This window comes from Thioalkalivibrio sp. ALE11 (assembly GCF_000381205.1).
Classification (GTDB): Bacteria; Pseudomonadota; Gammaproteobacteria; order Ectothiorhodospirales; family Ectothiorhodospiraceae; genus Thioalkalivibrio.
The window spans coordinates 103,801-128,187 of the sequence record NZ_KB906166.1 but is presented as its reverse complement, the minus strand read 5'-3'; the positions used below and the strand labels follow the sequence as shown (position 1 = coordinate 128,187).

Sequence of the window (24,387 nt, the reverse complement as noted above, 5' to 3'; positions counted from 1 at the left end):
AATTTGTTGAACGTTTTACTGCGGTATTAGTGACAAAAAAGAGGCCGCCGATCCCTCGGGAACGACGGCCCCTTCGCGAAAGACCTTCAGCAGCCGCCGAAGCCGTCCGCTTCCATCTTGGCTTCGAACGCCGCCAGGGCATCGGAGCCGGTCTTCAGCTCGGCGCTTTCGCCGTCCCAGTCTTCCGGCTTCAGCTTGATCAGCCAGCCTTCGCCGTAGGGATCTTCGTTGATCAGGCCCGGGTTCGCGGCGACCTTGTCGTTGGTCTCGGTGACTTCGCCGGTGACCGGGGTCTTGGCCGGGCCAACCCACTTGCCGGATTCAACCGTGGTGCAGGACTTGTCCTTCTTGACCGACTTTCCCACTTTCTTGGGGGTGTACGACACGATCGTGCCGGCCAGCGAGCAGGCATAGGAGGTCAGGCCGACGGTGGCGGTACCATCGCTCTCCTTGCGCACCCAGACGTTGTTTTCAACGTTGTACATCAGATCTTCCGGAATATCACAACCCCGAACAGCGCCCATAATTACCTCCTGGATGAGTAAAGCGGGAAAGACTAGAAAGTTATCGTTTTGTCACTACGCAGGATCAGGTCAGCGAGCTCGCTGGCCCGATTGACTTCATCGACCTCGTCCACGAGATCGGAAGACGCGTCGATTCTATACCCCGGCAAAGCGGGCTGGCAAACGTGCAAACGAACCCCGGCACGCTTTGCGTCCCGGATGAACTCGCTGATCGGCTTGCCCCCTTCCATGGCCCTCAGATTCTCCGCCACGCCCTGCTCCATCAGCTTCACCCCTTCCATGGTGAAAAAGATGTACACGTCCACGTCCATCGACGCCATCACCGCGCCCAGATAGAACGGCGTGGCGCAGCGCGCGGGCGTCGACGGGCCCGAAGTCATCACGAACACGACGGTCTGTTCGTCGTTATCGAGATAGTAGTCGTCGTCGAGATCGGCCATGGTCACCCCTCAGCGCAGCTTGCGCTGGCACTCGATATCGTCTTCACGCGCCCGCCGGCAATAGCCTTCGTGCGCCTTGTCACCGGTGACGAACTCCGCCAGCGCCGCATCCGCCCCGTTGGTCGCCTCGACCCGCGCGATCCACGCGTTGTACGGGTCCGAATTCAGCAGGACCGGGTTCTCCAGCACGTCCTCGTTACCCTCGACGATCTTGCAGTCGATGAAGTTGGGGATCGGGCCGGCCCACTTGCCGCTTTCGATCGTCGCAACCGGCTTGCCCGGCGGGCGCCGGGTTCCGGGACGCCGCACACGCACGTGGATGATCTTGCCCGCAATGGTCTGGGACAGATCGGTCATGCCGACGGTCAGCGTGTCATCGTCCTCCCGTCGCAGCCAGATCTGGTATTCGTCGTCGTAGAACAGTTCAGGATGGAACTCGCAGCCGTTGCAATCCATGATTCGCCTCGTTCCCGGACGCCCACGCGCCCGTGCTCCACAAAAAAACGGGCGCAGTGCGCCCGTTTTGTCGTATCAAGCCTGGATGCCGAAAGAAGGGGATCAGAGGACCCCCTTCTCCTTCAGCAGGCCGATCGAGTCACTCACGTTCTCGTGAATGCCCAGCTTGCGCGGCGACAGGCCCATGGCCAGGCCCAGCAGCTGCGTGAAGTAAAGCACCTTCACGTCGGTCTTGATGCCGAACTCGGTTTCGGCACGGACCTGGTGCATCTCCAGACCGGAGTGGCAGGTCGGGCATTCGGTCGCGATCACCTCGGCGCCGGAATCCTCGGCCGACTGCAGCAGGTTCAGCACCAGCTGGGTCGAGGTATCCGAGTCGGACAGCGTATGGGCGCCGCCGCAGCAGGACGTCTTCAGCGGGAAGTCAACGTTGACGCCGCCGGCGGCCCCCAGCAGGTCATCCATGAAATGCGGCTGATAGCTGGAATCGGAGCCCGGGCCGTTGTCCTTCTCCGGGAAGATCTGCCGCGGCCGGGTGTACATGCAGCCATAGTAATTCGCGATCTTCAGGCCGTTCAGGCTCTTGGTCATCTTCTGCTTGATGCCCTCGGGACCCAGCTCCTCCATCAGCCATTCCAGCAGATGCAGGGTGCGCACGTCCCCGGAATACACCGGATCGTCCGACTTGCGGGCCAGGTCCTGAACCGTATTCATCGTCTCGTCGGACGTCGCGGTCTCGTACTCGGCCTTCTTCAGATTGTGATAGCAGCCATTGCACGGCGCCATCACCGTGTCCATGCCCATCTGCTCGGAGGCGATGGCCATGTTCCGGGCCGACAGATAGGTCTGCAGCATCGGATGGACGTTCTTCACCTCCATCGCGCCGCAGCAGTTCCAGTCCCGCAGGTTCTCCATCTCGAGGCCCAGCGCCTTGACCAGCACGCGGGTCGAACGGTCGTAGGGACCGCCGGAGCCCTCGAGGGCACACCCGGGATAGTAAGCAACCTTAGCCATGAGCGGCCTCCTTCTGTTCGCGCACGTAGTTCTTCAGCACGTCCCCGGTCTTGCCCCAGGACTTGGTGCGCGGCGTATGTACGGTATTGAAGCCCATCGCCATCAGGTGCTTCACCGGCAGGTGCTTCATCATGCGGAAGATGAACACCTTCAGCCATTCCTGGACCAGCGGCTGGCCGGACTTCTTGAAGAAGTTCTGCATGACCTTGCCGTCTTCAATCCGACCGGTCTTGTAGATCTGGTCGGCGAACTCTTCGTCGAACATCGTGGAGGGGGCCTTTTCGGTGATGCCCTCTTCCTCCATCCAGTGCGCCAGCGCCTTCATCACGCCCTCGGGCTTCACGTCCTTGGGGCAGATGTTGGTGCACTTGTTGCACGACACGCACTGCCAGATGATGTCCTTGTCCTTGACCAGCTCTTCCTTCATGCCAAGGCGGGTCAGGTAGATCCAGTAGCGCGGATTGAACTGCACGTTCTGCGCATACATGGTGCAGGAGTTGGTGCAGGACCCGCACTGCCAGCAGCGGTGCACGTACTCGCCGCCGGTGTAGCTCTGGATCTTCTTCTCGAAATCGTCGTCGTAGTCGCGGACCGTGCGCGGGGCAATCATGGTGTTCCAGTGCCCGGACACGTCCACGCCGTCGACCACCAGCTCGTCGTGCTGCTGGAGCCGCTCGTCCTCGATCAGTGCCTTCTCGTGTATTGCCATGACGTCTCTCCGAAAACCTGTCCAACCAGGCTCAAACTCGATTCAGTTATTATTCAGTGCAACGAAGCCTGCTCGCCCTTCAGGCGCCCCTCGGGAGAATCGATCCCGAGCAGTTTCACCACAAGCTCCAGCGGATCCTCGCGGGCCCCGAACTGGGCATCGATCAGCCCCAGGCTCATCGACAGCGACTTGGCGTAGTCGGAATACGCCTGCACCCAGAGCAGATCCGTCACGAAATGGAGATCCCGATAGAACCCCATGTCGTGCAGGGCCTCGTAGAACCATTGCCGCATGCCCAGCAGCGCTGCATAGCCGTCGTCGATCGGGATCTCCCGCAGGGTGTCGTTCCCGCGGATGAATTCCCGCATCGCGCCGGCCGTGGTACCGGAGTCCCACACCCAGCGATTGGCCAGCGGCAGCGCCTCCGGATCCGCGAAGTGCAGGATCTCCGAACCGAAGTCCCACAGTCCGCGCCGCAGCTTGCGATCGTCGCCGGCGAGATCGGCGAAGGCCTGCACCCGTTCATCCGGATGAACATCCGGCCGTACCAGACTGCGTACGCCTTCGACCACCGCGCCCTGACGCTCCGCCAGCAGCGGCCCCAGCTTGCGCCGCACCGAGAACACCAGGCCCCCCAGGGTCCGCACGTCGGCATCGTCGATCTCGTCACCCTTCGCGACGACCTCGGCGAACACCTCGTGTTTGGACTGCAGCGCCTCAATGAAGGTCTGCAATCCCTGAACCCCGCCGGCGTCGGCGATGTTCTCCTGCAGCGTGTTCAGCTTCGTTGCAAGGATGTCCCTGTCAAAGGTGACACGAGGCGGTACCGGCGTCAGATCCGGCACCGCCTCGTCCTTGACCACCTCAGCCGGCTTTCTGAACCAGCGCATGCAGGTCCGCCACGGCCCGGCCACCCGCGGCCGCACCCTGGGCGATCGAGTCGTCGATCGTCTCGGGGCCGTACGCCGCGCCGCAGGCATAGATGCCCTTGCGCGTGGTACCGCAGGTGTTGGTGTACTGCTCGGCCTTCTCGAGGAAGCCGTGCTTCTCGAGACCAACGCCGAACACCTGGGAGATCTCCGGGTTGTCGGCGTTGGGGTCCATGCCGATCGCATGCACGACCATGTCGAACGGGATCACGATCGGGCGCTTGACCAGGGTGTCCTCGCCCTTGACCAGCAGGCGGCCGTCACCGGAGGACGTCACTTCGGCGATACGCGCCTTGACGAACTTGGTCTTGAACTCTTCCTGGGACTTCCAGTAGTACTTGTCCTCGTACAGACCGAAGGTACGGATGTCCATGTAGTAGATGAACACGTCGGTCTCGGGGGACAGTTCCTTGATCTCCATGGCCATGTTCGCGGACACGGTGCAGCAGATCTTGGAGCACCACTCGCGACCGATCTGGCGGTCACGCGAGCCCACGCACAGCAGGATGCAGACCCGCTCCGGCACACGGCCGTCGGAGGGGCAGGCGATGTTGCCCGAGGCGACCATCTGTTCCACCTGGGTGGTGGTCAGCACGTCCTCGTAGGTGCCGAAGCCCCACTCCGGCTTGTTGATGGAGTCGAAGTGGGTAAAGCCGGTGGCCAGCACGACCGAGCCGGCCTGCACGGTTTCGCCATTGGTCAGCGTGGCGGTGAAGTTGCCCGCCTCGCCGTCCAGCTTCTCGACCTTGGCACTCTTGTGCACGGCCACGCTGGAGTCGTCCTCGACGCGCTTGACCATGCGGCCAATCGCCTCGGAAGCCCACTCGCCGGAGGGGACCAGCTTGGCATAGCCCGACAGGATCGGGGCACCGCCCAGGACGTCTTCCTTTTCGACCATGACGGCCTTGTAGCCGGCCGAGGTCACGTTCGCGGCGGCGGACAGGCCCGCCGGACCTCCGCCAACAACCAGTACAGTATCTTGCATCACACCTTGCCCCCGTATGCGAGTTCAGGATTGTAGAGGTATTCGATGTTCCCGGCCTCGACCTCCTTGAGGTACTCCTGGAAGGTCTTCTTGGCTTCGGACCAGGACATGCCCATCTTCTCGACCAGATCTTCGCAGGGCGACGCGTGCCACTGCAGCTGGACGATCTTGAACGGATCCGCGCCGCAGGCCAGGGCCGCGAACTGGACTTCCGCCATGATCGGGATCTGGAAGTTCTGGTTATGCGCCTTGCCGATCCACTGGTTCTTGTCCATGGTCGTGACGCAGCCGGTGTCGTTGGCCAGCATCACGTCGGCATTGGCCTCTTCGCGTGCCACCCGGATCTTGCGGTCCATCGTGAACGAGCGGGTGAACTCACGCTCGGAGATGATGTGCCGGAAGCCGAAGCCGCAGCAGTCGTACCAGGTGGAGTAGTCGATCACCTGAGCACCCAGTGCCTGGGCGGTGGAGGTGATGATGGCGGTACGGTTGCCGCCCAGCACGGACTGATCGTAGACCGCGTCCTCGTGCACCATCTTGTAGTAATGGCAGGCCACGTGGGCGGTGGTGCGGATGTTGGACACGTCGATGGTCTGCAGCTCGGACGCGATGCGGTTGCGCATCACGTGGACCCACTCGGAGTAGTGGATGATCTCTTCAGGGATCACGAGCTTGCCGTCGACCAGACGGCCCAGCTTGCCGAGGATCTTGGTGACCTTCTCGCGCAGTTCCGCGGACTCCACCAGGAACTTGCGGATCTCCTTGTAGTTGCCGAAGGAGGTGCCGCAGTGGACCAGCGGATAGAAGTGGCCCAGGTCGTGGCCGTGCTGCTTGCCGGAGACGTAGGCCTGGTGGAAGTTACGCAGGAATACCGCGGCCAGCGACTCGACGTTGCCGATGCCGGAACCGTGGTAGTTCCACGCGGTGCAGGACGTCTGGTCGGTCTCGTCGAGGTAGTCCTTGCCGGGTTCGAAGCCGAACTGGTTCATGAACCACAGCAGCGATGTCGGATAGCCCGGGATGTTGCCGCACTGGCCACAGGACTTGTGGTGCCACAGCTGCTTGGTCGGGACCTGCTTGTCCCAGCCGAACAGGGTCTGCACGGTCGCCGGCTCGTGACCGTCGGTGATGCGGTGGATAATGATCTGACCGTCCTTCTCGAGCTCGTACATGTGCTCGCGGACGTCATCCATGCGGTCGCCGAGGTCGATGGTGCGGCGGTCGACGTGCTTGCGCACCCAGTCGGTGGCCTTGACGGCTTCTTCCTGCGACAGATCGGTCGCCTGGAAGAAAGAACCGTGACCGGCAACTCCCTGGCCGTCGGTGTTGTGATAGCCCGGCTTCATGGCGCCGGCGCCGGCACCTTCACCGTTCTGGTTGTGATTGCCTGGGGTCTGTTCACTCATAACGCTTCTCCTGATGTCGCGGAACCGGAGGGACAGAGACGATTACTCGTCGTCTTCCTCTTCCTGCTCCTCGAGCCAGTCTTCGTAATCCTCGCGCTTCTCGTCGATGAAGTCCTCGATCACGTCGAAGAGGTTTTCATCCATCAGTTCGAGGGACTTCAGAACGCCGGTCATTTCCCAGATGGTGTACATCTCGACCGAGGTCTTGAGCGAGACCTCCCAGGCGGTTTCCACGGTCTGCAGAGTCTTCACCGGGATGGCCTTGCGCAGGACCTGGAGATCGCCTTCCACCTTCTGGATGTTGGGACCCCAGTCCGGGAAGTGATCGGGCTGGATCATGTCGGGCGAAAGCTGGTTACCCGTCGTGATCAGCTTGAGCATCACGCGCCCGAACGGACGAAGCACGTCCTTGGCCGACTGCATCTCGTGCTTGATGGCCACCTCGCGCATGATCGCGACGAGACCGCCGGGGGAGTTCTTGAACGGGCAGCGGGCGGCGCAGGTCATGCACTGGGCGCAGGCCCAGATCTTTTCCTGCATCGCGTCGTAGATCTGCTCGACGTTCTCGGTCCAGAGCAGCTGGACGATCTCGCGCGGGGAATAGTCGTAGAACTGGGCGGAAGGGCACGTCGCCGTGCAGATCCCGCAGTTCAGGCAGCCGTTGAGATCATGGTCGTAGCGAAAATCTCCGCGGATGTCGTCGAAGATTTGCTGCATCTCAGCATATGTCGCCATATGTCACCTCTTCGCTGTGGGCGAGCAGGCCTCTTTTGTACGGACCTTGCAGCCAGCCTAGATCGGGTCCAGGCATCAATCCAGTTACCTCACGGTAACCGCGTCTACCGGCAGCCCGGGGCCGTTCGCGGGACCGGACCCGGGCTTCGATGCGTCAGGAGACCTCAGGCCTTCTTGACCAGGAAGTAGAACTTGCCGCCCTCTTCCTTGTGCTCCATCAGTTCGTTGCCGGTCTGCTTGGAGAACGCCTCGAAGTCCTTCACCGCGCCCGGATCGGTGGCGATGATGTGCAGCACCTGACCGGCGTCCATGGAGGCCAGCGCCTTCTTGGCACGCAGGATGGGCAGCGGGCAGTTCAGGCCGGAGGCGTCGAGCTCTTGATCGAAGTTGGCCATGGCTTTCTCTCCTTTGTGAGTCTTCGTAATGGTTGACCGTTACCGGTCGTGGATCCGCCGAACTCCCCCTTATAGGGGAAACGGAATCGGAATACAACCAGATGCTAATCGGGCGTGACAATCGAGCGGCCGGACTGCGCCCAGCCCATGATGCCGCCCCGCAGGTTGTAAACGCCCTCCACGCCCTGCTGGGACATGAAGGCGCAGGCCTGCGCCGAACGCGCCCCGCTCTGGCAGTAGAACACCACGGGGACTTCGTCCTCGGTGAACTCGTCCTTGCGCGGCGGCACCGCCGCCAGCGGCACGAGTTCGGCGCCGGGGATCACCCCGCGTCCGGTCTCGCCCGGCTGGCGCACGTCCACCAGACGGAAGGCTCGACCTTCCGCGCGCCACTGTTCCAGTTCATCCGGGGTGATTTCCGAGAATCCGTACACGGCCAGCTCCAGTTTCCGGTTAACGTCCGGGCGGTGTAGCAGGTGCGCGCTACCCATGCATAAAGGCCACGCACACGGTGGGCGCGGAGCATATCGAAACCGCGCACAATTGCAAATGGCTGCGGGCGACTGACGTTACCATTCGGCAACGCCGGCCGAGGGAACCGGTCTCGCCCGCGGCGGTCAGACGTGGTAAGGTCACGCCCGCCTAAACAGTCCTGCGGAGGATTTTCCGGTGGAAAAGAGTGATTTCCAGGTAGACGGCCACTACGCCGTGACGATGAAGGACGCTCAGGGCAAGCTGCGCCCGGCGAACATCTACGTCCATCGCATGGAGGACGATCACATGATCGTTCGTTACACCTCCGGCGGCGACGTGGGCCTGCTGTTCAAGCTCAAGTACGACGACGTGGTGAAGATTGCACGCACCCACAAGGTTCTGGACCGCAAGAAGTTCATGGTCCCCGATTCCGTGCTGGATCCGAAACTGTGGAAGGACCGCGACAGCATGCGGGCTTACTCCTCGGCCCCCGGCCTGGGCAAGTAACCCGCAAGCGGCAGCACCACGCTGCGGGGGCCGGCACAGCGCCGGCCCCCGTGTCATGAAAAAGATCTTCCTCACGCTCCTGATCCCGCTTCTTCTGGTGCTCTTTCTGACACCGGCGAGCACCTCTGCGGATACCTCCCTCCCGCGCCTCGGCGAAGCCTCGGGCGGCGTCCTGACACCCGCCGAAGAAAGCGAGCTCGGCCGCTCCCTGCTGCGCGAAGTACGCCGCTCCCTGCCGGTCGTGGACGATGCGGAAATCCGCTTCTACGTGGAATCGCTGGGCCGCCAGCTTGCCAGCCACAGTGACGGCGAACGCATCACCTTCCACTTCATCCCGATCGACAACGATCAGGTCAACGCCTTTGCGATGCCGGGCGGCATCATCGGTGTCCACACCGGGCTGATGCTGGAGACGCGGGACGAGGCGGAGCTGGCCGCGGTCATGGCGCACGAGATCGCGCATGTCACCCAGCGCCACCTCGCACGCATGTTCGCGCGCGGGCGCGAGGTCAATTTTCGCACCGGCCTGGCGATCCTCGCCGGGGTCCTCGCAGCGGGGATCGACCCGCAGCTCGGTCAGGCGGTGATCACCGGCGGCGTCGCCAGCGGCATGCAGTCCCGGATCAACTTCACGCGCGCCAACGAGGCGGAAGCCGACCGCGTCGGCATGCGCATCCTGGCCGCCAGCGATTTCGACGCTGATGCGATGGCCGATTTCTTCGAGCGCATGCAGGAGCTTTCCCGGGGGGCGGGCGACGCGGTACCCGAATATCTGCGCACCCATCCGGTCACGCTCGACCGCATCACCGATGCGCGCAACCGTGCGCGCGACAAGCCCGAAGGCGTGCGCAACCAGGGACCCGAATTCGCCTGGATGCAGGCCCGTGCCCGGGCGCTGAGCGATCCGCGGCGCGCGCTGGACCGGATCGGCGAGGATGCCTCCGCCGCCGAGCTGTACGGGGGCGCCATCGCACAGCTTGAACGCGACAATCCGCGCGAGGCCCGCCAGCTCCTGGACCGTATCGACGCGCCCGACGCCCCCACACTCACCCTGGAACTGGCGCGGATCGCCGTGGAACGCGCAACCGGGGAACACGAAGCAGCCCTCAACAGCCTCGAGGACCTGGACACCGTCTACCCCGGCCACCCGGTGGTGCGCGAGCGCATGGCCCGCGTCCAGCGCGACCTTGGAAACTACGACCAGGCCCTGCGGATCACCTCGCGCATGATTCGCGAAACCGAAGCACCGGAGCCGGCCCTGCTGCGCCTGCAGGCGGACATCGCCAGCGAGGCCGGCCGCGAGGCTCTGCGCCACGAAACCATGGCCGAGTATTTCTTCCATCGCGGACAGTACGAAGAAGCCGTGCGGCAGTTCGAGGTGGCCCTGGAGGCGGGGGACGCCAGCGAGCGCGACCGCCAGCGCATCGAGGACAAACGCGAGACGGCCAGCCGCACGGCGCGAGAATTCCGCGAGGAGCGGTAACAGCCCTGCGCGCGCACGCAGACGACACCCGCGCGGTCAGAGGAAACTCGCGAATGTCCGCTGCAGGGCACGAATGTCAGCGAGGTCACTGCGCAGGACCCGGTACACCTGCCTGCGATCCAGCTGCAGGTAGGCATGGACCAGGATGTTTCGGAAACCGATCATCCGCAACCATTTTTCTTCCAGCGCGCTGTCAATGTACCCGTGTTCGCGGAACAGACGGGGGATGTCCCGCCCCTGGTTCACCGAGCCCAGACCATTGTCCGCGATCACGTGGCTGCCCATGTCCAGCAGCGCTTCCAGCGCAAGCTGGAGGAAGCGTTCGGCGCTACCGTAATGCTCCGGGTCAGCGAGGAACTCGTCCTCGTCGTACCGCGCAAGCCGTTCGAGGACCTCGAGGTTCTCCGAGACGGCCTCGATGCGCCTGCGGATGACCTCAGGCCTGACCATCGAGCAGCCTTTCCTTCAGGGCCTCGCGCTGGACACGGAGGTAGGGTTCGAAATCGAAGTATTCCCGCAGCGCAAGCGAGTAGTAACTGCCCCGATCGAAGTCGGGCCCGGCATGCAACAGGCAGTTCGGCCGTACGGCCTCGAAACGCAATGCCGGATCCGCGCCATCGAGCAGCACCAGATCCACCGCATCCAGCCCTTCCCGCGCCAGATCCGTCAGGATGTCCAGGCGGCGCGGCTCGATCGCCCCGGCGGGGCCGACCAGCGCAAGATCGATGTCACTGCCCTCCCGCGCCCGACCCTCCGCGCGAGAGCCGAACAGAAAGACCGCATCCACTTCACGGTAGCGCGCGAATACCCTTTTCACCCGCTCGGCGATCGTCTCGATTGTCAGGGCAGCCGTCATTGATCGTGTTCCACACCGGAGTATCCATCAATGTAGCACGGCGCGATCCGGCTCCGGGGCCATACCGCCGGTGGGGTACGCATGCGGGGGGGCACTCATGGCGCGGCCTCGAGGCTAGTGGCCGCCGGGGCGTTCACGATCTCCCCGTCCGGGAGCTGCCAGACAGCTCGGGCCAGGATGCAGAAATAAAGACAAGGATGGTGGGCCGTGAAGGAATCGAACCTTCAACCAATGGATTAAGAGTCCACTGCTCTACCAATTGAGCTAACGGCCCCCGGTACGGACGAGTACAAACGAGGGATGGGGTGACCGATGGGACTCGAACCCACGACAACCGGAGTCACAATCCGGGACTCTACCAACTGAGCTACGGTCACCACCGTATTGTTTCACTGCTTCGGCCATTGCCGATCCGGGCTCTGGCGCGCCCGGCAGGACTCGAACCTGCAACCGCCGGCTTAGAAGGCCGGTGCTCTATCCGGTTGAGCTACGAGCGCGTTTGCCGCCGGGCATCCGGGTTGTTCCAGCCGGTTGCGTCCGCCATGGTCGGGGTAGAGGGATTTGAACCCCCGACATCCTGCTCCCAAAGCAGGCGCGCTACCAGACTGCGCTATACCCCGTCGAGCCGTTCCCGCAATGGGTCCTGCACAGCGAGTGCGAAATCGTAGCGCCGGGAGGCCCCCGGGTCAAGCCATGGCCCGCATCGCAGCCCCCGGGGATCGTGTCCGACCTTCCTTGAGGACCCGGCTGTGCCATGGGATCATCGCGTTCAGCCCTCCTGCCGGACGAGACCGAATGACAGCCCAGACCATCGACGGACGCGCCATCGCGCAGACCCACCGCGCCCGCATCGCCACCGAGATCGAATCCATGACCTCGCGCGATCTGCGCCCGCCGGGTCTCGCTGTGGTCCTGGTGGGGGCCGATCCGGCTTCGCAGGTGTACGTGCGCAACAAGCGCAAGGCCTGTGAACAGGTCGGCGTGGTCTCGCACTCCTACGACCTGCCGTCGGGCACGCCGCAGACCGATCTGCTGGCGCTGATCGACCAGCTCAACGCCGACCGCACCATCGACGGGATCCTGGTCCAGCTGCCGCTGCCGGAGCACATCGACCCGGAGACCATCATCGAGCGCATCTCCCCGGCCAAGGACGTGGACGGCTTCCACCCCTACAACGTCGGGCGGCTGGTGGCGCGCATCCCGCGCCTGCGGCCCTGCACGCCCTGGGGCGTCATCCAGCTGCTGCGGCATATCGAGGAGCCGTTCAAGGGGCGCACGGCCTGCATCATCGGCGCCTCCAACATCGTTGGCCGGCCAATGGCGCTGGAACTCCTGCTGGCCGGCGCCACGCCGACGATCTGCCACCGGTTCACCCCGGATACCGCGGCCATCGCCCGCCAGTCCGACATCCTGGTGGCCGCGGCGGGCAAGCCCGGGCTGGTCAAGCCCGACTGGATCAAGCCCGGCGCCACGGTCATCGACATCGGCATCAACCGGCGCGATGACGGCACGCTGTGCGGCGACGTGGAATTCGACGGCGCGGCGGAGCGCGCGGACTGGATCACCCCAGTCCCCGGCGGCGTGGGCCCGATGACGGTCGCCATGCTGCTGGACAACACCCTGCGGGCGCGCGCGTTCGGCACCCACGAGGCGGCCTGAACGGCCACCCCGCCGACCCGGCGGATCAGTCGGCGGCCGCGGCCGCCACGTCGCGCGCGGCCTGCAGCCGGACCCGGGTGCGCTCCGGGCCCAGATATTCGCGGATGCGCGGCAGCTCCGGCCCGAAGGTCTGTCCGGACAGCGCCGCGCGCAGCGGCATGAACAGGCCGCGCCCCTTGCGACCCGTCGCCGCTCCCGCGGCCTTCGCCATTTCGGAGAAATCCCTGCTGGTATCCAGCGCCTCCAGCGCGACCTCGAACAGCGCCGGCCCGGCGGCCTCGATCTCCCCGCGGGCCGCCTGGCTCAACGGCGGCGGATCCTCGGCGAACGCGGCCACCCAGCACCGCGCGTCTTCGACCGATGCGATGTTGTCGCGCGCCAGCGCAACCCACTCCGCGCGCCCGGCCTCCGGCAGCGGCTCCAGCACGCCCAGCCCCGCGAGATGCGCCTGCAGATCCGTGTCCGACAGCGCGCGCAGGGCCTCGGCCTGCCAGTGTTCCAGCTGGCGCGGGTCGTGGCGCGCGGCGGAATGGCCGATGCGCCCCGGGTCAAACCCCTGCGCCAGCCCCTCCAGCGACAGCAGGCCCTCCTCCTCGTAACGATGACCCAGCCGCGCGAGGTGGTTGAGGATCGCCAGCGGCAGCACCCCGGCCTCGCGCAGTTCGCGGATGCTGGCCGAACCGTTGCGCTTGGACAGCGGAGCCCCGTCGTCGCCGTTGACCAGCGGCAGGTGGTGATAGCCGGGCGCCGGCAGTTCCAGCGCCTCCAGCAACAGCAGCTGGCGCGGGGTGTTGGCGATGTGATCCTCGCCGCGCACCACGTCGGTTACCCCCATCAGGGCATCGTCCACCGCGTTGGAGAAGAAGAACGCCGGCGTACCGTCCGAGCGCCGGATCACGAAGTCGCCGATCTCGTCGGTGCGGAACTTCACCGCGCCGCGCACTCCGTCCTCGAAGCGCACCGTGCGCCCCAGCGGCACGCGGAAACGCAGGGTCGGACGCTGCCCTTCGGCCTCGCGGCGTCGCGCCTCCTCCGGGTCCAGTCCGGCACAGGTGCCGGGATAACGCGGCGGCTTGCCCTGGGCACGCATGCGCTTGCGCCCGCGCTCCAGTTCTTCCGGCGTGCAGAAACAGGGATACGCCAGGCCGGCCTCGATCAGCCGGTCGTAGTAGGCCTGGTAGAGTCCCGTACGCTGCGACTGGGCATAGGGGCCGGCGTCGCCGGCGGCCGCGCCGTATCCTTCGTCCCAGTTCAGCCCCAGCCACTGCAGATCCTGCTGCAGCGCCTCGACGAACTCCGCACGCGAGCGTTCCGCATCGGTGTCCTCGATACGCAGCAGGAAATGCCCGCCGCGCGCCCGCGCCAGCAGGGCGCTGAACAGCGCGGTGCGCAGATTGCCAAGGTGCAGCAGCCCGGTGGGACTGGGCGCAAAACGGGTGCGGGTCACGGTTGTCGTCATGGCGCGCATGGTAGCCGAGCCACCCCGGTGCGACCAGCACCACCCGTCTCGAGGGGCGCTCGCGCCAGGCCATTCGTGCCCCGGTCATCGCGAGTCGCAAAGCCCTCGCCCTCGTCATCAGCGAGGAACCGCAGCTCTCCCCCCGTCATTGCGAGGAGCCGAAGGCGACGCGGCAATTGGCCGGGGCTGGCTTGCGCGCAGGATCAGGTGGCTGCGGATGGAGATCGCCACGTCGCTGCGCGACTCGCGATGACGAGGGCGAGGGCTTTGCGACTCGCGATGACGAGGGGAGAGAGCTTCGGGACTCGCGATGACGGGAGGCGGGCAGCGGGACGCGGGACGCGGGCCGACTGGAACCGGCGGGGGTCCCCGGTTACCATGCCGGCTCCTGATTCCGGAGTGTCGTCATGCCCCGTCCTGTTCCGCCGGCCGGCATCGCCGCGGCCCTCCTGATCCTCGTCCTCAGTTTTCCGGGAGCCCTCATGGCCGAATCCAGCCCCAAGGTCGCGCTTGAAACCACGCACGGCCGCATCGTCCTGCAACTCGACGCCGAAGCGGCGCCGGAGACCGTCGCCAACTTCCTGCAGTACGTCGACGACGGCTTCTACGACGGCACGCTGTTCCACCGCGTGATCCCCGGCTTCATGGTCCAGGGCGGCGGCATGGACAAGGACATGCGCCAGAAGCCCACGCGCGACCCGATCCGCAACGAGGCGGACAACGGCCTGAAGAACAAGGTCGGCGCGGTCTCCATGGCCCGCACCCAGGACCCGCATTCGGCCACCGCGCAGTTCTTCGTCAACGTCAACGACAACGACTTCCTCAACCACACCGCACCCAACCCGCAGGGCTGGGGGTACACGGTGTTCGGCGAAGTGGTCGAGGGCATGGATGTCGTGCGCACCATCGAGGGCGTGCCCACCGGCCGTTCCGGCATGCATCAGGACGTGCCGCAGGAACCCGTGGTCCTGGAAAGCGCCCGCCGCGCCGACTGATCCCGTGAGCGAGACCGCGCCCGCCCTGGTCATCTCCGACCTGCACCTGGAGCGCGAACCCGGCCCGACGCTGAACGCCGCGCTGGCGTTCCTCGACGGCCCGGCGCGGGCCGCCTCGGCCCTGTACATCCTGGGCGACCTGTTCGAGTACTGGGTCGGCGACGACGCCTCGCATCCGGCGGCAGAGCAACTGGCGGCGGCGCTCTCCGCGCTGGAGGCGCCGGTCGTGTTCATCCATGGCAACCGCGACTTCCTCGTGGGCCCGGACTACGCGGCCCGCGCCGGCATGACCCTCGCCCCCGAGCCGCTGCACGCCACGCTGCCCTGCGGCCCGGCCCTGCTGATGCACGGCGACTCCCTGTGCACCGACGACAGCGAACACATGGCCTTTCGCCAGATGGTGCGCAGCGAGGCCTGGCAACGGGATTTCCTCGCCCAGCCACTGGAACAGCGCATTACACGCGCCGAGACCATGCGCGAGGCCAGCCGACACAACGGGCAGATGAAGGCCGCCGCAATCACCGACGTGAATGGCGAGGCCGTGGCCGCGACCTTTCGCGACGGCGACGTGCCGCTGCTGATCCACGGACACACCCACCGCCCCGCGATCCACGATCTGGAGGTCGCCGGCCAGCCGCGTCAGCGCTGCGTGCTGCCGGCCTGGGACGAGCACCCCGGCTTCCTGGAGCTCGGCCCGGAAGGCCCGGTCCTGCGCCAGCTGGACGAAACGCCCTACCCCGCACACCTGCTCCACGCCTGAGACTGTCGCGGGTTACCCCGGGGCTGCTTCAGCGCCGCCCCTGCGCCTCCAGCGCCCCCATCTCCGACTCGGTGAACCCCGCCGCCAGGCGGGCCTCGTGCGCGAACGGCGGGCGGACCCGCCCCGGCATGTGTTCGGCCAGCAGCTCGAGGAACAGCGGCTCGGGATCGAGCCCGCGTGCGTGGGCCAGCTCGCGGAACCAGCGCGTGCCGATCGCCACGTGGGCAACCTCCTCGCGCTGTATGATCTCCAGCAGCGCCACGGTGGCGTGATCGCCCGCCGCCGTCAGACGCTCGATCATGCCCGGGGTCACGTCCAGCCCGCGCGCCTCCAGCACCCGCGGCACCAGGGCCATGCGGATCATCACATCGTGGTCGGTCGCGAGTGCGGCCTCCCACAGCCCGTTGTGGGCCGGCAGGTCGCCGTAGTCCGCCCCCAGCTCGTGGAGCCGCGCACGCAGCAACCGGAAATGACGCGCCTCCTCGACCGCCACCTGCAGCCAGTCGCTGACAAAGGGTGCCGGCATATCACGAAAGCGATACACGGCATCCAGCGCCAGGTTGATCGCGTTGAACTCGATATGCGCGACCGCATGCACCAGCGCCACCCGCCCGGCCGTCGTGTGCAATCCGCGCCGCGGCAGATCCTTCGGGTGCACCAGCACCGGCCGTTCCGGACGCCCGGGCACCTCCAACCGTTCCGGCCCGGAACTGGCGAGCGCCTTCAGCTCATCGGCCCACCAGGCGTCCATCAGCGCCAGCACGCGCTCGCACTTGGCCTCGGGATCGCTCTCGCGCAGCGCCGTTTCGGCCACACGGTAGAGATCGGGACCCCCGGGATTGTTGATCGGCTGACTCATGGCGGCCAAGGATACTCGTTCAGCGCTCGTCGGTCGGCATGCTGCGACGCAGCAGGATGGAGTTGCCGATGACCGACAGCGAGCTGGCGGTCATCGCGATCACGCCGATCATCGGGTGCAGCAGACCGACTGCAGCGATGGGGATCGCGGCGGAGTTGTAGCCCCAGGCCCAGAACAGGTTCTGCACGATCTTGCGGAAGGTCAGGCGCGAGAGCTGTACGGCCTCGACCACCCTGGTCAGCTCGCCGCGCACCAGGGTGACGTCGGCGGCCTCGATGGCCACATCCGCCCCGGCCCCGATCGCGATGCCGACATTGGCCTGCTGCAGGGCCGGGGCATCGTTGATGCCGTCGCCCACCATCGCCACGTGGTCGCCGTACTCCGCCTGCAGTTCGCGGATCGCCTCGACCTTGCCCTCCGGAAGCACGCCGGCGCGGACCTCGTCGATCCCCACCTGCGCGGCCACGGCCTTCGCGGTGCGCTCGTTGTCGCCGGTGACCATCACGCAGCGGATGCCGAGGGCATGCAGCTGTTCGATGGCGCTCTGCGACTCATCCTTGAGGGTGTCGGCGACCGCGACGATGCCGGCCGGTCGATCGCCGATGGCCACCAGCATCGCGGTCTTCCCGGCATCTTCGAACTGCCGCAGCGATTCCAGCAGGCCGGACGGATCCAGGCCCTGCTCCTCCAGCAGCCGCTGGCTGCCGACCAGGACGCGCTCCCCGTCGAGGCGGGCCTCCACCCCGCGCGCGGTGTGCGACTGAAACCGGTCGACCTCGGCGACCGTCAGCCCCCGGTCGCGCGCGCCCTGCACGATGGCCTCGGCCAGCGGGTGCGCGGAGCCGGCCTCCACGGCCGCGGCCGCTTGCAGCACACGAGCGTCATCGAAGCCCTCGGCGGCGACCACGTCGGTCAGTGCCGGCTGCCCGCGGGTGAGGGTCCCGGTCTTGTCGAGCACGATCACGCGGATGTCCTTCAGCGTCTGGATCGCGGAGCCCGAGCGGACCAGCACCCCGCGCTCGGCCCCCATGCCGGAACCGACCATCAGGGCGGTGGGTGTGGCCAGCCCCAGCGCGCAGGGGCAGGCGATGACCAGCACGGCGATGGCCGCGAGGATGGCCAGCACGATGGGCGGGCGCTCGGCGTCGACCCAGGGCAGGAAGCCCTCGCCCCAGATCAGGATCGGCTGCAGCGCCCCGGAGAACGCCAGCCAGGCCGCGAACGCCGCCAGCGCGATCACCAGCACCGCCGGCACGAAGCGCGCGGTGATGCGGTCCGCCAGCTCCTGCACCGGCACCCGCGAGCCCTGGGCCTCGTTCACCAGACGGATCACCTGCGACAGGAAGGTGTCGGCCCCCACGCGGGTCGCGCGCACCTTCAGCCGCCCCTGCTGGTTCAGGGTCGCGCCGAGCACGCTATCGCCCTCGCCCTTGTCCACCGGCACCGACTCGCCGGTGGCGATGGATTCGTCCACCGTGCTCTCGCCGGCGACCACCTCGCCATCGGTGGGGATCTTCTCGCCCGGGCGCACGATCATCACCTCGCCCACCTGCAGCGCTTTCACCGGCACCTCGACCTCTTCGCCGTCGCGTTCGACCCGGGCGGTCTTCGCGCCCAGATCCAGCAGCTTGCGGATCGCGGAGGAGGCCTCGCCCTTGGCGCGGTACTCCAGGTACCGCCCGAGCATGTGGAAGGCCATGATGGTCGCGGCCATCTCGATGAACGAGGTCATCGGGTAGACGAAGCCGATCAGCCCCAGCAGGTAGGGCGGCAGCGAGCCCATGGAGATCAGCACGTCCATGTTCAGACTGCCGCTTTTCAGCGCGCGCCAGGACGAACGGTGGGTGGCCGCACCCCCGGCCATGAACACCACCGGGAAGGCCAGCACGGCGATGATCAGCAGATAGCCGGGGATCGGCTGCCAGAACATGTGGACCATCATCAGGACCATGATCGCGATGGTCGGGATCATCGCGATCCACAGCCGGCGCCAGGCCTGCTTCAGGTAGGCGGCGTCAATCTCGGCGTCGTCCGCCTCGCTGCCGGCCTCCTCGGTCTCCACCGCCGCCACGTCATAACCGGCGCCCTCGACCGCGGCGCGCAGGGCCTCGGCGTCGGGGCCTCCGGGACCGGTTTCCACGGTCACACGGTGGTCACCGATGTTGGTGCGCACCGCCTGGATGCCGTCCAGCTTCTCGATCGCACCGCGCACGATCCCCGTGCAGTGATCCGACCCCATGCCGGGCACCACCAGACGCACCGTACCCGTGGCGCCCGTTTCACCCTCGACCCGGGCGACGTCGTAGCCGGCCCCCTCCACGGCAGCCCGCAACCCATCCGGGTCCACCTGCTCGGGATCGTATCCCACCGTCACCCGGTGGCGGGCGATATTGGTCCCCACCGAGGCCACGCCCGGGGTCTTCTCCAGTGCCGCGCGGACGATCCCCGCGCAGTGGTCCGACCCCATGCCGGGGACGATCACCACCGCCTCTCTCCACTGCGAGGACGCCTGCATCATCGAGCCTCTCCTGCACGGTCATTGACCCGGATCGTCGACCGGCCGCCCGGCCGGACACTCTTCCCGAGTTGTAGCCTCCCGACAGGCGAAGTGCCAGCATGCACACCACCTTGACCTCCCGGGGCACCACGACGGATGCAGGCCGATGCAACGCCGCGCCGTGCCCGCCCGTCAGGCAAGTCCTGTCACAGGGCGTCGAGCCCGCGGGCCAGGTCGCGCTGGATGTCGGCGACCGACTCCAGCCCCACGGCGACCCGCACCAGGGCCTCGGTGATGCCCTGGGCCTCGCGCTTGTCCGGGTCCACGCGACCGTGAGTAGTGGTGGCCGGATGGGTGATGGTGGTCTTGGCATCGCCCAGGTTCGCGGTGATCGACAGGAACCTCGTGGCGTCGATCACCGACCAGGCGGCCTCGCGCCCGCCGGCGACCTCGAAGCTCAGCACGCCGCCGAAGCCGCTTTGCTGGCGCTTCGCGATCGCATGCTGCGGGTGGGATTCGAGCCCCGGGTAATGCACCGCCGTGACCTTCGGGTGGGCCTGCAGCCACTGCGCCAGGGCCAGGGCATTGTCGCTGTGGGCACGCATGCGCAGGGCCAGGGTCTCCAGCCCCTTCAGGAACACCCAGGCGTTGAACGGCGACAGGGTCGGGCCGGCAGTGCGCAGGAAGCCGTAGACGTCCTTGCCGACGCGCTCGGCGTCGCCCACCACCGCGCCGCCCAGGCAGCGGCCCTGGCCGTCGAGGAACTTGGTCGCCGAGTGAATGATGAGGTCGGCCCCCAGATCCAGTGGACGCTGCAGGATCGGCGTACAGAAGCAGTTGTCCACCGCCAGCAGCGCGTCATGACGATGCGCGATCGCCGCCAGCGCGGCGATGTCCACCACCTCGCCGAGCGGGTTGGAGGGCGTCTCGCAGAAGTACAGCCGGGTGTTGGACTGGGTAGCGGCCTCCCAGGCCTCGAGGTTCGACAGCTCGACGTAGGTCACCTCCACGCCGAAGCGGGCGAGGTAGTTGTTGAACAGCACCGTGGTGGTGCCGAACACCGAGCGCGAGCAGACCACGTGATCGCCGGCCTTCAGCAGTCCCATCATGGTCGCCAGGATCGCCGACATCCCGGAGGCGGTGGCCACACAGGCCTCTCCGCCTTCCAGCGCCGCGAGCCGCTCCTGGAAGGTCCTCACCGTCGGATTGGTGAAGCGCGAATAGATGTTGCCGGGCGACTCCCCGCCAAACCGCGCGGCGGCCTCCGCGGCGCTGCCGAACACGAAGCTGGAGGTCGGGAAGATCGCCTCGGAGTGTTCCTGCTCCGGGCTCCGACGGTAGCCATGGCGGATGGCGACGGTATCGGGGTCGTAGTCGGCGGGATCGAATTCTTCGTGCATCGGGGCTTCCTGGCTCGCGTGAACGGGCCAGTTTACGGATGCCCGCCGGCACTCGCTACGCCGGGCGCAGACGCCCGGCCACCCGCGTGAGCAGCTCGTAGCCAATGGTGCCGGCGGCACGCGCCACGCGCTCCACCGGCAGGCCCTCGCCCCACAGGGTGGCGAGATCCCCCACCGCGGCCTCGGGCACGTCGGAGAGATCCACCGCGAGCATATCCATCGAGACCCGCCCGACCAGCGGGCAGAGCTGACCGCGTACCCGCACCGGCGTGCCGGTGGGGGCGTGGCGCGGGTAACCGTCCGCATAGCCCATGGCCACGATGCCGATGCGCTCCCCGCCATGCGCGATCCAGGTGGCGCCGTAGCCCACCCCGTCACCGGGCGCCGGATGCTGGGTCCCGATAATCGGGGCCTGCACGGTCATCACCGGGCGCAGGTCGGCATCCGGACCCTCAGGCGGCGCTTCCGTCGGAACCGAGGCCGGGTGACAGCCGTAGAGCATGATGCCCGGGCGGGCGCGGAAGACCTCGTCCGCCTCATGACCGGCCCCGCGCGCCCAGCCGGCGAACAGCGACGCCGAGTTGGCCACCGAACGCGCCCCGTCGCGCCCCGCCACGGCCGTGGCGAAGGCCGACAGTTGCGCGGCGTTGTGGTCATCCGCCGGGTCGTCGGCACAGGCCATGTGGGTCATCCAGTGCAGGCCGCGCCCGCCGTGACCGGCCGCCCGCAGGGCACGTTCCACGGCATCGGCTTCGGCCGGGGCGAATCCCAGCCGATTCATCCCGGTGTTGAGCTTGATCCAGACCTCGGGCAGGACCACGCTGGCGGCGTCCAGCGCATCCAGCTGCGCCGGAGCATGCACCGCCGGCTGCAGCGCGAGCTCCGCACAACGGCGAAAGCCGGCGGCGTCCCGCCCGCCCTGCAGCACCAGCAGCGGGCCATCGAATCCGCTCCGCCGCAGGACCTCGGCCTCCTCCACCGCGGACACGGCCAGCCCGTCGGCCACTTCGCCCAGTGACTGCGACGCCCACTCGAGACCATGGCCATAGCCCTCCGCCTTGATCACCGGCCACATCGCGACCCCCGGGGCGAGCCCGCGGGCCACGGCGAGATTGTGGCGCAAGGCGTCGGGATCGAGCCGAATGCTGGCCGCTCGCTGCATGCCGCGCTCAGGCCTCGGGGCCGACGTCCCCGTACACGTCCGGGGCGTAGTTCTCGAAGCGGGTGAACTGGCCACGGAAGGTCAGCCGCACGGTGCCGATCGGCCCGTTACGCTGCTTGCCGATGATGATCTCGGCGGTCCCCTTGTCCGGCGATTCTTCGTTATAGACCTCGTCGCGATAAACGAACGCGATGATGTCTGCATCCTGTTCAATCGCTCCCGAGTTGTGGCTAACGATGCCGTCCGCCAGCCAGCAGGCATTTCCGGGGACGGTCAGGTCGAAGACCTCTTCCTCCCCCTCCTCCTCGACGGACACCACCCGATCCCAGAACAGATCGTCGGAGGCCAGTTCGTCCAGCCAGGGATCGTCAAGGATCTCGGCATAACTCGACAGGGTCTGGCGCGACGGAGCAAAGCCGAAATGGGCGTTGCCACCGTACGCAGTGCCCCGGGACGCCGCCATGTGGCGATGGCTGACCCCCTGTTGCCACATCCGTTGGCGAACATGGTTGAAGACTTCCTGCGGCAGCGTGTCCGTGTTGGTCCCGCCGCCGGAACGCTCCAGGGAGCTGAGCATCCGGCGGGCGATCCCTTCCTGCTCGCCCACGGCGCCGATCTCGCGCAGGAACGTCTGCTGTTGCTCGCCCCCCGAGATGTCTACCGTAAACCATCCCTCACTGTTCGCGGCCACCACATGGCGTATCCGGGCCACGATACCGAATCGCAGCAGCAGTGCCGCAACATCCTGTGCCAGACGTTCGCTGGCGGTGGAAAAATAGATGCGATGGCGTCCGCTGCTGGCGGTCGTGATGCTCCCGTCGGTCGCCCACAGATGGCGCAGGAACAGCGCCAGCGGTTCCCGGGGTTGCCGGTAGATCCCTTCGGGGATGTGTTTCTCGCGGGAACGCTGGCCGAAGACGCCGAGCCCCTTCAGCCATGCGCCCACCCCTGCCGGGCGCCAGCGATTGCCGTTGCCGCGAATCACCAGTTGGTGCCACTTTCCGCGACCCGGGTATCGCGTGACCTCCGAGCCCATGGCGCGCGCCGCGGCAGCCACGGTTTCACTGTTGTGTTCGCTCGCGGTGGTGTAACGCAGGGGCTGCCCCTTGACGTAACTGCCATCGCCCAGGAGGTGGGCCAGAAGAATCAGCTCATGTTCCGGCCAGGCCCCGGCGTCTGCCGGCTCGGGGATCCGCCGTGCCACCGCCAGACGGTCGCCCGGGGCCAGTTCCCGAACCTGCTTCCAGTCATACAGTGCCCGCAGACGATGGTCCGGGGTGCAGCGAATACTGCGACCACTGGCCAGACGCACCCGCACGACGGGTCGGGTCCCGACTGACCAGACCAGGTCGGTATCGGCCGGTTCCATCCGGCCGCCGGAACCCATCGACACCACGCCCGGCGTCGCACCCACCAGGTCCCGAACCGGAACATGGCGGCCATCCGCAAGTACGACCCGGGTATCTCCGGTCACGCATTCACGCAAATCGGACATCACCGGGCGCTTGTTCGGGCGCTGTTCCAGCGAACGGTTGAGCTGTGACAGGGCGATCACCGGGACCTCCAGCTCCTTGGCCAGGGCCTTGAGCGAGCGCGAGATCTCGGAGATCTCGTGGGCGCGGTTATCCCCGGAGCCCGGGTACTGCATCAGCTGGAGGTAGTCGACCACGATGAGCTTGAGGCCCTTGTGCTCGCGCATCAGGCGCCGCGCACGGGCGCGCAGCTCGGTGGGCGTCAGGGCCGGGGTGTCGTCGACGAACAGCGGCGCCCCGGAGAGCATCTGCACGGCGCTGGTCAGGCGCGGCCAGTCGCCGTCGTCCAGGCGCCCGGAGCGCAGCTTCTGCTGGTTGATCCGGCCCATGGAGGACAACAGGCGCATCGCGATCTGCTCGCCCGGCATCTCCATGGAGAAGATCGCCACCGGTTCCTGATTCTTCATCGCCACGTATTCGGCGATGTTCATCGCGAAACTGGTCTTGCCCATCGACGGACGTCCCGCAACGATCACCAGATCGGAAGGATTGAGCCCCGAGGTGAGCTCGTCCAGGTCCTGATAACCGGTCGCGATGCCGGTGATCGGGCTGGTGCTCTCGTAGAGGAACTCGATCTGCTCGACCGCGGACGCCAGCAGGGGCTTCATCCCGCGAAAGCCCTGGGCCCCGCGCGCGCCCAGCTCGGCAATGCGGAACACCTTCTGTTCCGCCTCGTCCAGCAGCTGCTTGGAATCGCGCCCCTCGGGCACGAATGCCGAATCGGCGATCTCGGTGCCGACCGTGATCAGCGAGCGCAGAATGGAGCGTTCGCGGACGATGTCCGCATAGGCCACGATGTTCGCGGCCGAAGGGGTGTCACTGGCGAGCTGGCCAAGATAGGCCATGCCGCCGGCGGCTTCCAGTTCGGCGGTGCGTTCCAGCTGTTCGGAAACCGTCACCACGTCGAACGGAGCATTGCGCTCCGCCAGCTGCCCGATCGCCCGGTACAGCACGCGGTGGTCATGGCGATAAAAGTCGTCCGCGGTAATGCGGTCAGCGACCCGGTCCCATGCCCCGTTGTCGAGCATCAGACCGCCGAGGACGGACTGTTCCGCCTCTTCGGAATGCGGCGGGACGCGCGGCATGTCGGTCATCGCCATGCCGTGTCCCCGCCGCCATCATGCGGGCCCGCGGCGGCAGCGGCCCGCCCG

At 66.7% G+C, this 24,387-nt stretch carries 24 protein-coding genes and 4 tRNA genes; 5 read left to right on the top strand and 23 right to left on the bottom strand.

Annotation, left to right across the window (positions count from 1 at the left end; genetic code table 11):
• Window positions 1-86: 86 nt before the first annotated feature.
• The 11 genes from F620_RS0104620 to F620_RS0104570 all read right to left on the bottom strand — a co-directional run bounded on the left by F620_RS0104620 (window position 87) and on the right by F620_RS0104570 (window position 8,027).
• Window positions 87-524 carry a glycine cleavage system protein H gene (locus F620_RS0104620; protein WP_077244523.1) on the bottom strand — a complete coding sequence of 146 codons (438 nt, stop codon included), beginning with the start codon at window positions 522-524 and terminating at the stop codon, window positions 87-89.
• Between the two features lie 32 nt (window positions 525-556).
• The gene (locus F620_RS0104615; protein ID WP_018870317.1) at window positions 557-964 is read right to left on the bottom strand and encodes a DsrE family protein; all 408 of its coding nucleotides are present in this window, start codon (window positions 962-964) and stop codon (window positions 557-559) included.
• 9 nt (window positions 965-973) lie between these two features.
• Window positions 974-1,420 carry a glycine cleavage system protein H gene (locus tag F620_RS0104610; protein ID WP_019569634.1) on the bottom strand — a complete coding sequence of 149 codons (447 nt, stop codon included), beginning with the start codon at window positions 1,418-1,420 and terminating at the stop codon, window positions 974-976.
• A gap of 102 nt (window positions 1,421-1,522) precedes the next feature.
• Window positions 1,523-2,434, bottom strand: coding sequence for a CoB--CoM heterodisulfide reductase iron-sulfur subunit B family protein (locus tag F620_RS0104605; RefSeq protein ID WP_018870319.1), 912 nt, complete (start codon window positions 2,432-2,434; stop codon window positions 1,523-1,525).
• Complete coding sequence (locus F620_RS0104600) at window positions 2,427-3,143, bottom strand: 4Fe-4S dicluster domain-containing protein (protein WP_018870320.1); 717 nt, start codon at window positions 3,141-3,143, stop codon at window positions 2,427-2,429. The genes F620_RS0104605 and F620_RS0104600 overlap by 8 nt, the downstream gene beginning before the upstream one ends.
• Before the next feature lie 53 nt (window positions 3,144-3,196).
• Window positions 3,197-4,069, bottom strand: a complete 873-nt coding sequence (locus tag F620_RS0104595) for a hypothetical protein (RefSeq protein WP_019569633.1) — start codon at window positions 4,067-4,069, stop codon at window positions 3,197-3,199.
• Window positions 4,008-5,057 carry a CoB--CoM heterodisulfide reductase iron-sulfur subunit A family protein gene (locus F620_RS0104590; protein ID WP_018870322.1) on the bottom strand — a complete coding sequence of 350 codons (1,050 nt, stop codon included), beginning with the start codon at window positions 5,055-5,057 and terminating at the stop codon, window positions 4,008-4,010. The genes F620_RS0104595 and F620_RS0104590 overlap by 62 nt, the downstream gene beginning before the upstream one ends.
• On the bottom strand, window positions 5,057-6,463 hold the full coding sequence (locus F620_RS0104585) for a heterodisulfide reductase-related iron-sulfur binding cluster (RefSeq protein WP_019569632.1): 1,407 nt from the start codon (window positions 6,461-6,463) through the stop codon (window positions 5,057-5,059). Before F620_RS0104585 ends, F620_RS0104590 begins: the two co-directional genes overlap by 1 nt.
• 42 nt (window positions 6,464-6,505) lie before the next feature.
• On the bottom strand, window positions 6,506-7,180 hold the full coding sequence (locus F620_RS0104580) for a 4Fe-4S dicluster domain-containing protein (protein WP_018870324.1): 675 nt from the start codon (window positions 7,178-7,180) through the stop codon (window positions 6,506-6,508).
• A gap of 182 nt (window positions 7,181-7,362) precedes the next feature.
• Complete coding sequence (locus F620_RS0104575; RefSeq protein ID WP_019569631.1) at window positions 7,363-7,593, bottom strand: sulfurtransferase TusA family protein; 231 nt, start codon at window positions 7,591-7,593, stop codon at window positions 7,363-7,365.
• Between the two features lie 104 nt (window positions 7,594-7,697).
• Window positions 7,698-8,027 (bottom strand): rhodanese-like domain-containing protein, encoded by a 330-nt coding sequence (locus F620_RS0104570; RefSeq protein ID WP_019569630.1) that lies wholly within the window; start codon window positions 8,025-8,027, stop codon window positions 7,698-7,700.
• Between the two features lie 235 nt (window positions 8,028-8,262).
• Between F620_RS0104570 and F620_RS0104565 the strand changes: the two genes are divergently transcribed.
• Window positions 8,263-8,574, top strand: coding sequence for a hypothetical protein (locus tag F620_RS0104565; RefSeq protein ID WP_018870327.1), 312 nt, complete (start codon window positions 8,263-8,265; stop codon window positions 8,572-8,574).
• Between the two features lie 55 nt (window positions 8,575-8,629).
• On the top strand, window positions 8,630-10,057 hold the full coding sequence (locus tag F620_RS0104560; protein ID WP_019569629.1) for a M48 family metalloprotease: 1,428 nt from the start codon (window positions 8,630-8,632) through the stop codon (window positions 10,055-10,057).
• Between the two features lie 36 nt (window positions 10,058-10,093).
• Here the strand turns inward: F620_RS0104560 and F620_RS0104555 are convergent, their stop codons facing one another.
• The 6 genes from F620_RS0104555 to F620_RS0104530 all read right to left on the bottom strand — a co-directional run bounded on the left by F620_RS0104555 (window position 10,094) and on the right by F620_RS0104530 (window position 11,533).
• A complete protein-coding gene (locus tag F620_RS0104555) occupies window positions 10,094-10,507 on the bottom strand; it encodes a DUF86 domain-containing protein (RefSeq protein WP_019569628.1) in 414 nt (137 codons plus the stop codon).
• Window positions 10,494-10,913, bottom strand: coding sequence for a nucleotidyltransferase domain-containing protein (locus tag F620_RS0104550; RefSeq protein WP_019569627.1), 420 nt, complete (start codon window positions 10,911-10,913; stop codon window positions 10,494-10,496). The genes F620_RS0104555 and F620_RS0104550 overlap by 14 nt, the downstream gene beginning before the upstream one ends.
• 198 nt (window positions 10,914-11,111) lie before the next feature.
• Window positions 11,112-11,187, bottom strand: a tRNA-Lys gene (locus F620_RS0104545).
• A 27-nt stretch (window positions 11,188-11,214) separates the two neighbouring features.
• A tRNA-His gene (locus F620_RS0104540) sits at window positions 11,215-11,290 on the bottom strand.
• Window positions 11,291-11,333: 43 nt separating this feature from the next.
• Window positions 11,334-11,410: transfer RNA gene (locus tag F620_RS0104535), tRNA-Arg, on the bottom strand.
• 46 nt (window positions 11,411-11,456) lie between these two features.
• Window positions 11,457-11,533 (bottom strand) — tRNA-Pro (locus F620_RS0104530).
• 175 nt (window positions 11,534-11,708) lie between these two features.
• Between F620_RS0104530 and folD the strand changes: the two genes are divergently transcribed.
• Window positions 11,709-12,572 carry a bifunctional methylenetetrahydrofolate dehydrogenase/methenyltetrahydrofolate cyclohydrolase FolD gene (gene folD, locus F620_RS0104525; RefSeq protein WP_019569626.1) on the top strand — a complete coding sequence of 288 codons (864 nt, stop codon included), beginning with the start codon at window positions 11,709-11,711 and terminating at the stop codon, window positions 12,570-12,572.
• Between the two features lie 25 nt (window positions 12,573-12,597).
• Here folD and gltX read toward each other — a convergent pair whose 3' ends face one another.
• Window positions 12,598-14,040: a glutamate--tRNA ligase gene (gene gltX / locus F620_RS0104520; RefSeq protein WP_019569625.1), complete on the bottom strand. Its 1,443-nt coding sequence runs from the start codon at window positions 14,038-14,040 to the stop codon at window positions 12,598-12,600.
• Between the two features lie 473 nt (window positions 14,041-14,513).
• On the opposite strand from gltX, the gene F620_RS0104515 reads away from it, so the two are divergent.
• Together F620_RS0104515 and F620_RS0104510 are read left to right on the top strand one after the other, a co-directional pair.
• Window positions 14,514-15,026 carry a peptidylprolyl isomerase gene (locus F620_RS0104515; protein WP_026288965.1) on the top strand — a complete coding sequence of 171 codons (513 nt, stop codon included), beginning with the start codon at window positions 14,514-14,516 and terminating at the stop codon, window positions 15,024-15,026.
• A gap of 4 nt (window positions 15,027-15,030) precedes the next feature.
• Window positions 15,031-15,786 carry a UDP-2,3-diacylglucosamine diphosphatase gene (locus F620_RS0104510; RefSeq protein WP_019569624.1) on the top strand — a complete coding sequence of 252 codons (756 nt, stop codon included), beginning with the start codon at window positions 15,031-15,033 and terminating at the stop codon, window positions 15,784-15,786.
• A gap of 28 nt (window positions 15,787-15,814) precedes the next feature.
• Here F620_RS0104510 and F620_RS0104505 read toward each other — a convergent pair whose 3' ends face one another.
• The 5 genes from F620_RS0104505 to F620_RS0104485 all read right to left on the bottom strand — a co-directional run bounded on the left by F620_RS0104505 (window position 15,815) and on the right by F620_RS0104485 (window position 24,321).
• Window positions 15,815-16,645, bottom strand: coding sequence for a ferritin-like domain-containing protein (locus F620_RS0104505; protein WP_019569623.1), 831 nt, complete (start codon window positions 16,643-16,645; stop codon window positions 15,815-15,817).
• Window positions 16,646-16,664: 19 nt separating this feature from the next.
• Window positions 16,665-19,163, bottom strand: coding sequence for a heavy metal translocating P-type ATPase (locus tag F620_RS0104500; protein ID WP_019569622.1), 2,499 nt, complete (start codon window positions 19,161-19,163; stop codon window positions 16,665-16,667).
• Window positions 19,164-19,348: 185 nt separating this feature from the next.
• Complete coding sequence (locus tag F620_RS0104495) at window positions 19,349-20,542, bottom strand: O-succinylhomoserine sulfhydrylase (RefSeq protein WP_019569621.1); 1,194 nt, start codon at window positions 20,540-20,542, stop codon at window positions 19,349-19,351.
• Between the two features lie 55 nt (window positions 20,543-20,597).
• The gene (gene alr, locus F620_RS0104490; RefSeq protein ID WP_019569620.1) at window positions 20,598-21,704 is read right to left on the bottom strand and encodes an alanine racemase; all 1,107 of its coding nucleotides are present in this window, start codon (window positions 21,702-21,704) and stop codon (window positions 20,598-20,600) included.
• A gap of 7 nt (window positions 21,705-21,711) precedes the next feature.
• Window positions 21,712-24,321 (bottom strand): replicative DNA helicase, encoded by a 2,610-nt coding sequence (locus tag F620_RS0104485; protein ID WP_231373874.1) that lies wholly within the window; start codon window positions 24,319-24,321, stop codon window positions 21,712-21,714.
• Window positions 24,322-24,387: the final 66 nt, after the last annotated feature.

Coding starts and splice junctions, on each gene's coding strand:
- F620_RS0104500 (WP_019569622.1), bottom strand. CDS start 19,163: ATGATGCAGGCGTCCTCGCAGTGGAGAGAGGCGGTGGTGATCGTCCCC.
- folD (WP_019569626.1), top strand. CDS start 11,709: ATGACAGCCCAGACCATCGACGGACGCGCCATCGCGCAGACCCACCGC.
- F620_RS0104505 (WP_019569623.1), bottom strand. CDS start 16,645: ATGAGTCAGCCGATCAACAATCCCGGGGGTCCCGATCTCTACCGTGTG.
- gltX (WP_019569625.1), bottom strand. CDS start 14,040: ATGCGCGCCATGACGACAACCGTGACCCGCACCCGTTTTGCGCCCAGT.
- F620_RS0104580 (WP_018870324.1), bottom strand. CDS start 7,180: ATGCAGCAAATCTTCGACGACATCCGCGGAGATTTTCGCTACGACCAT.
- F620_RS0104610 (WP_019569634.1), bottom strand. CDS start 1,420: ATGGATTGCAACGGCTGCGAGTTCCATCCTGAACTGTTCTACGACGAC.
- F620_RS0104550 (WP_019569627.1), bottom strand. CDS start 10,913: ATGACGGCTGCCCTGACAATCGAGACGATCGCCGAGCGGGTGAAAAGG.
- alr (WP_019569620.1), bottom strand. CDS start 21,704: ATGCAGCGAGCGGCCAGCATTCGGCTCGATCCCGACGCCTTGCGCCAC.
- F620_RS0104575 (WP_019569631.1), bottom strand. CDS start 7,593: ATGGCCAACTTCGATCAAGAGCTCGACGCCTCCGGCCTGAACTGCCCG.
- F620_RS0104615 (WP_018870317.1), bottom strand. CDS start 964: ATGGCCGATCTCGACGACGACTACTATCTCGATAACGACGAACAGACC.
- F620_RS0104515 (WP_026288965.1), top strand. CDS start 14,514: ATGGCCGAATCCAGCCCCAAGGTCGCGCTTGAAACCACGCACGGCCGC.
- F620_RS0104555 (WP_019569628.1), bottom strand. CDS start 10,507: ATGGTCAGGCCTGAGGTCATCCGCAGGCGCATCGAGGCCGTCTCGGAG.
- F620_RS0104485 (WP_231373874.1), bottom strand. CDS start 24,321: ATGCCGCGCGTCCCGCCGCATTCCGAAGAGGCGGAACAGTCCGTCCTC.
- F620_RS0104560 (WP_019569629.1), top strand. CDS start 8,630: ATGAAAAAGATCTTCCTCACGCTCCTGATCCCGCTTCTTCTGGTGCTC.
- F620_RS0104605 (WP_018870319.1), bottom strand. CDS start 2,434: ATGGCTAAGGTTGCTTACTATCCCGGGTGTGCCCTCGAGGGCTCCGGC.
- F620_RS0104585 (WP_019569632.1), bottom strand. CDS start 6,463: ATGAGTGAACAGACCCCAGGCAATCACAACCAGAACGGTGAAGGTGCC.
- F620_RS0104495 (WP_019569621.1), bottom strand. CDS start 20,542: ATGCACGAAGAATTCGATCCCGCCGACTACGACCCCGATACCGTCGCC.
- F620_RS0104590 (WP_018870322.1), bottom strand. CDS start 5,057: ATGCAAGATACTGTACTGGTTGTTGGCGGAGGTCCGGCGGGCCTGTCC.
- F620_RS0104620 (WP_077244523.1), bottom strand. CDS start 524: ATGGGCGCTGTTCGGGGTTGTGATATTCCGGAAGATCTGATGTACAAC.
- F620_RS0104600 (WP_018870320.1), bottom strand. CDS start 3,143: ATGGCAATACACGAGAAGGCACTGATCGAGGACGAGCGGCTCCAGCAG.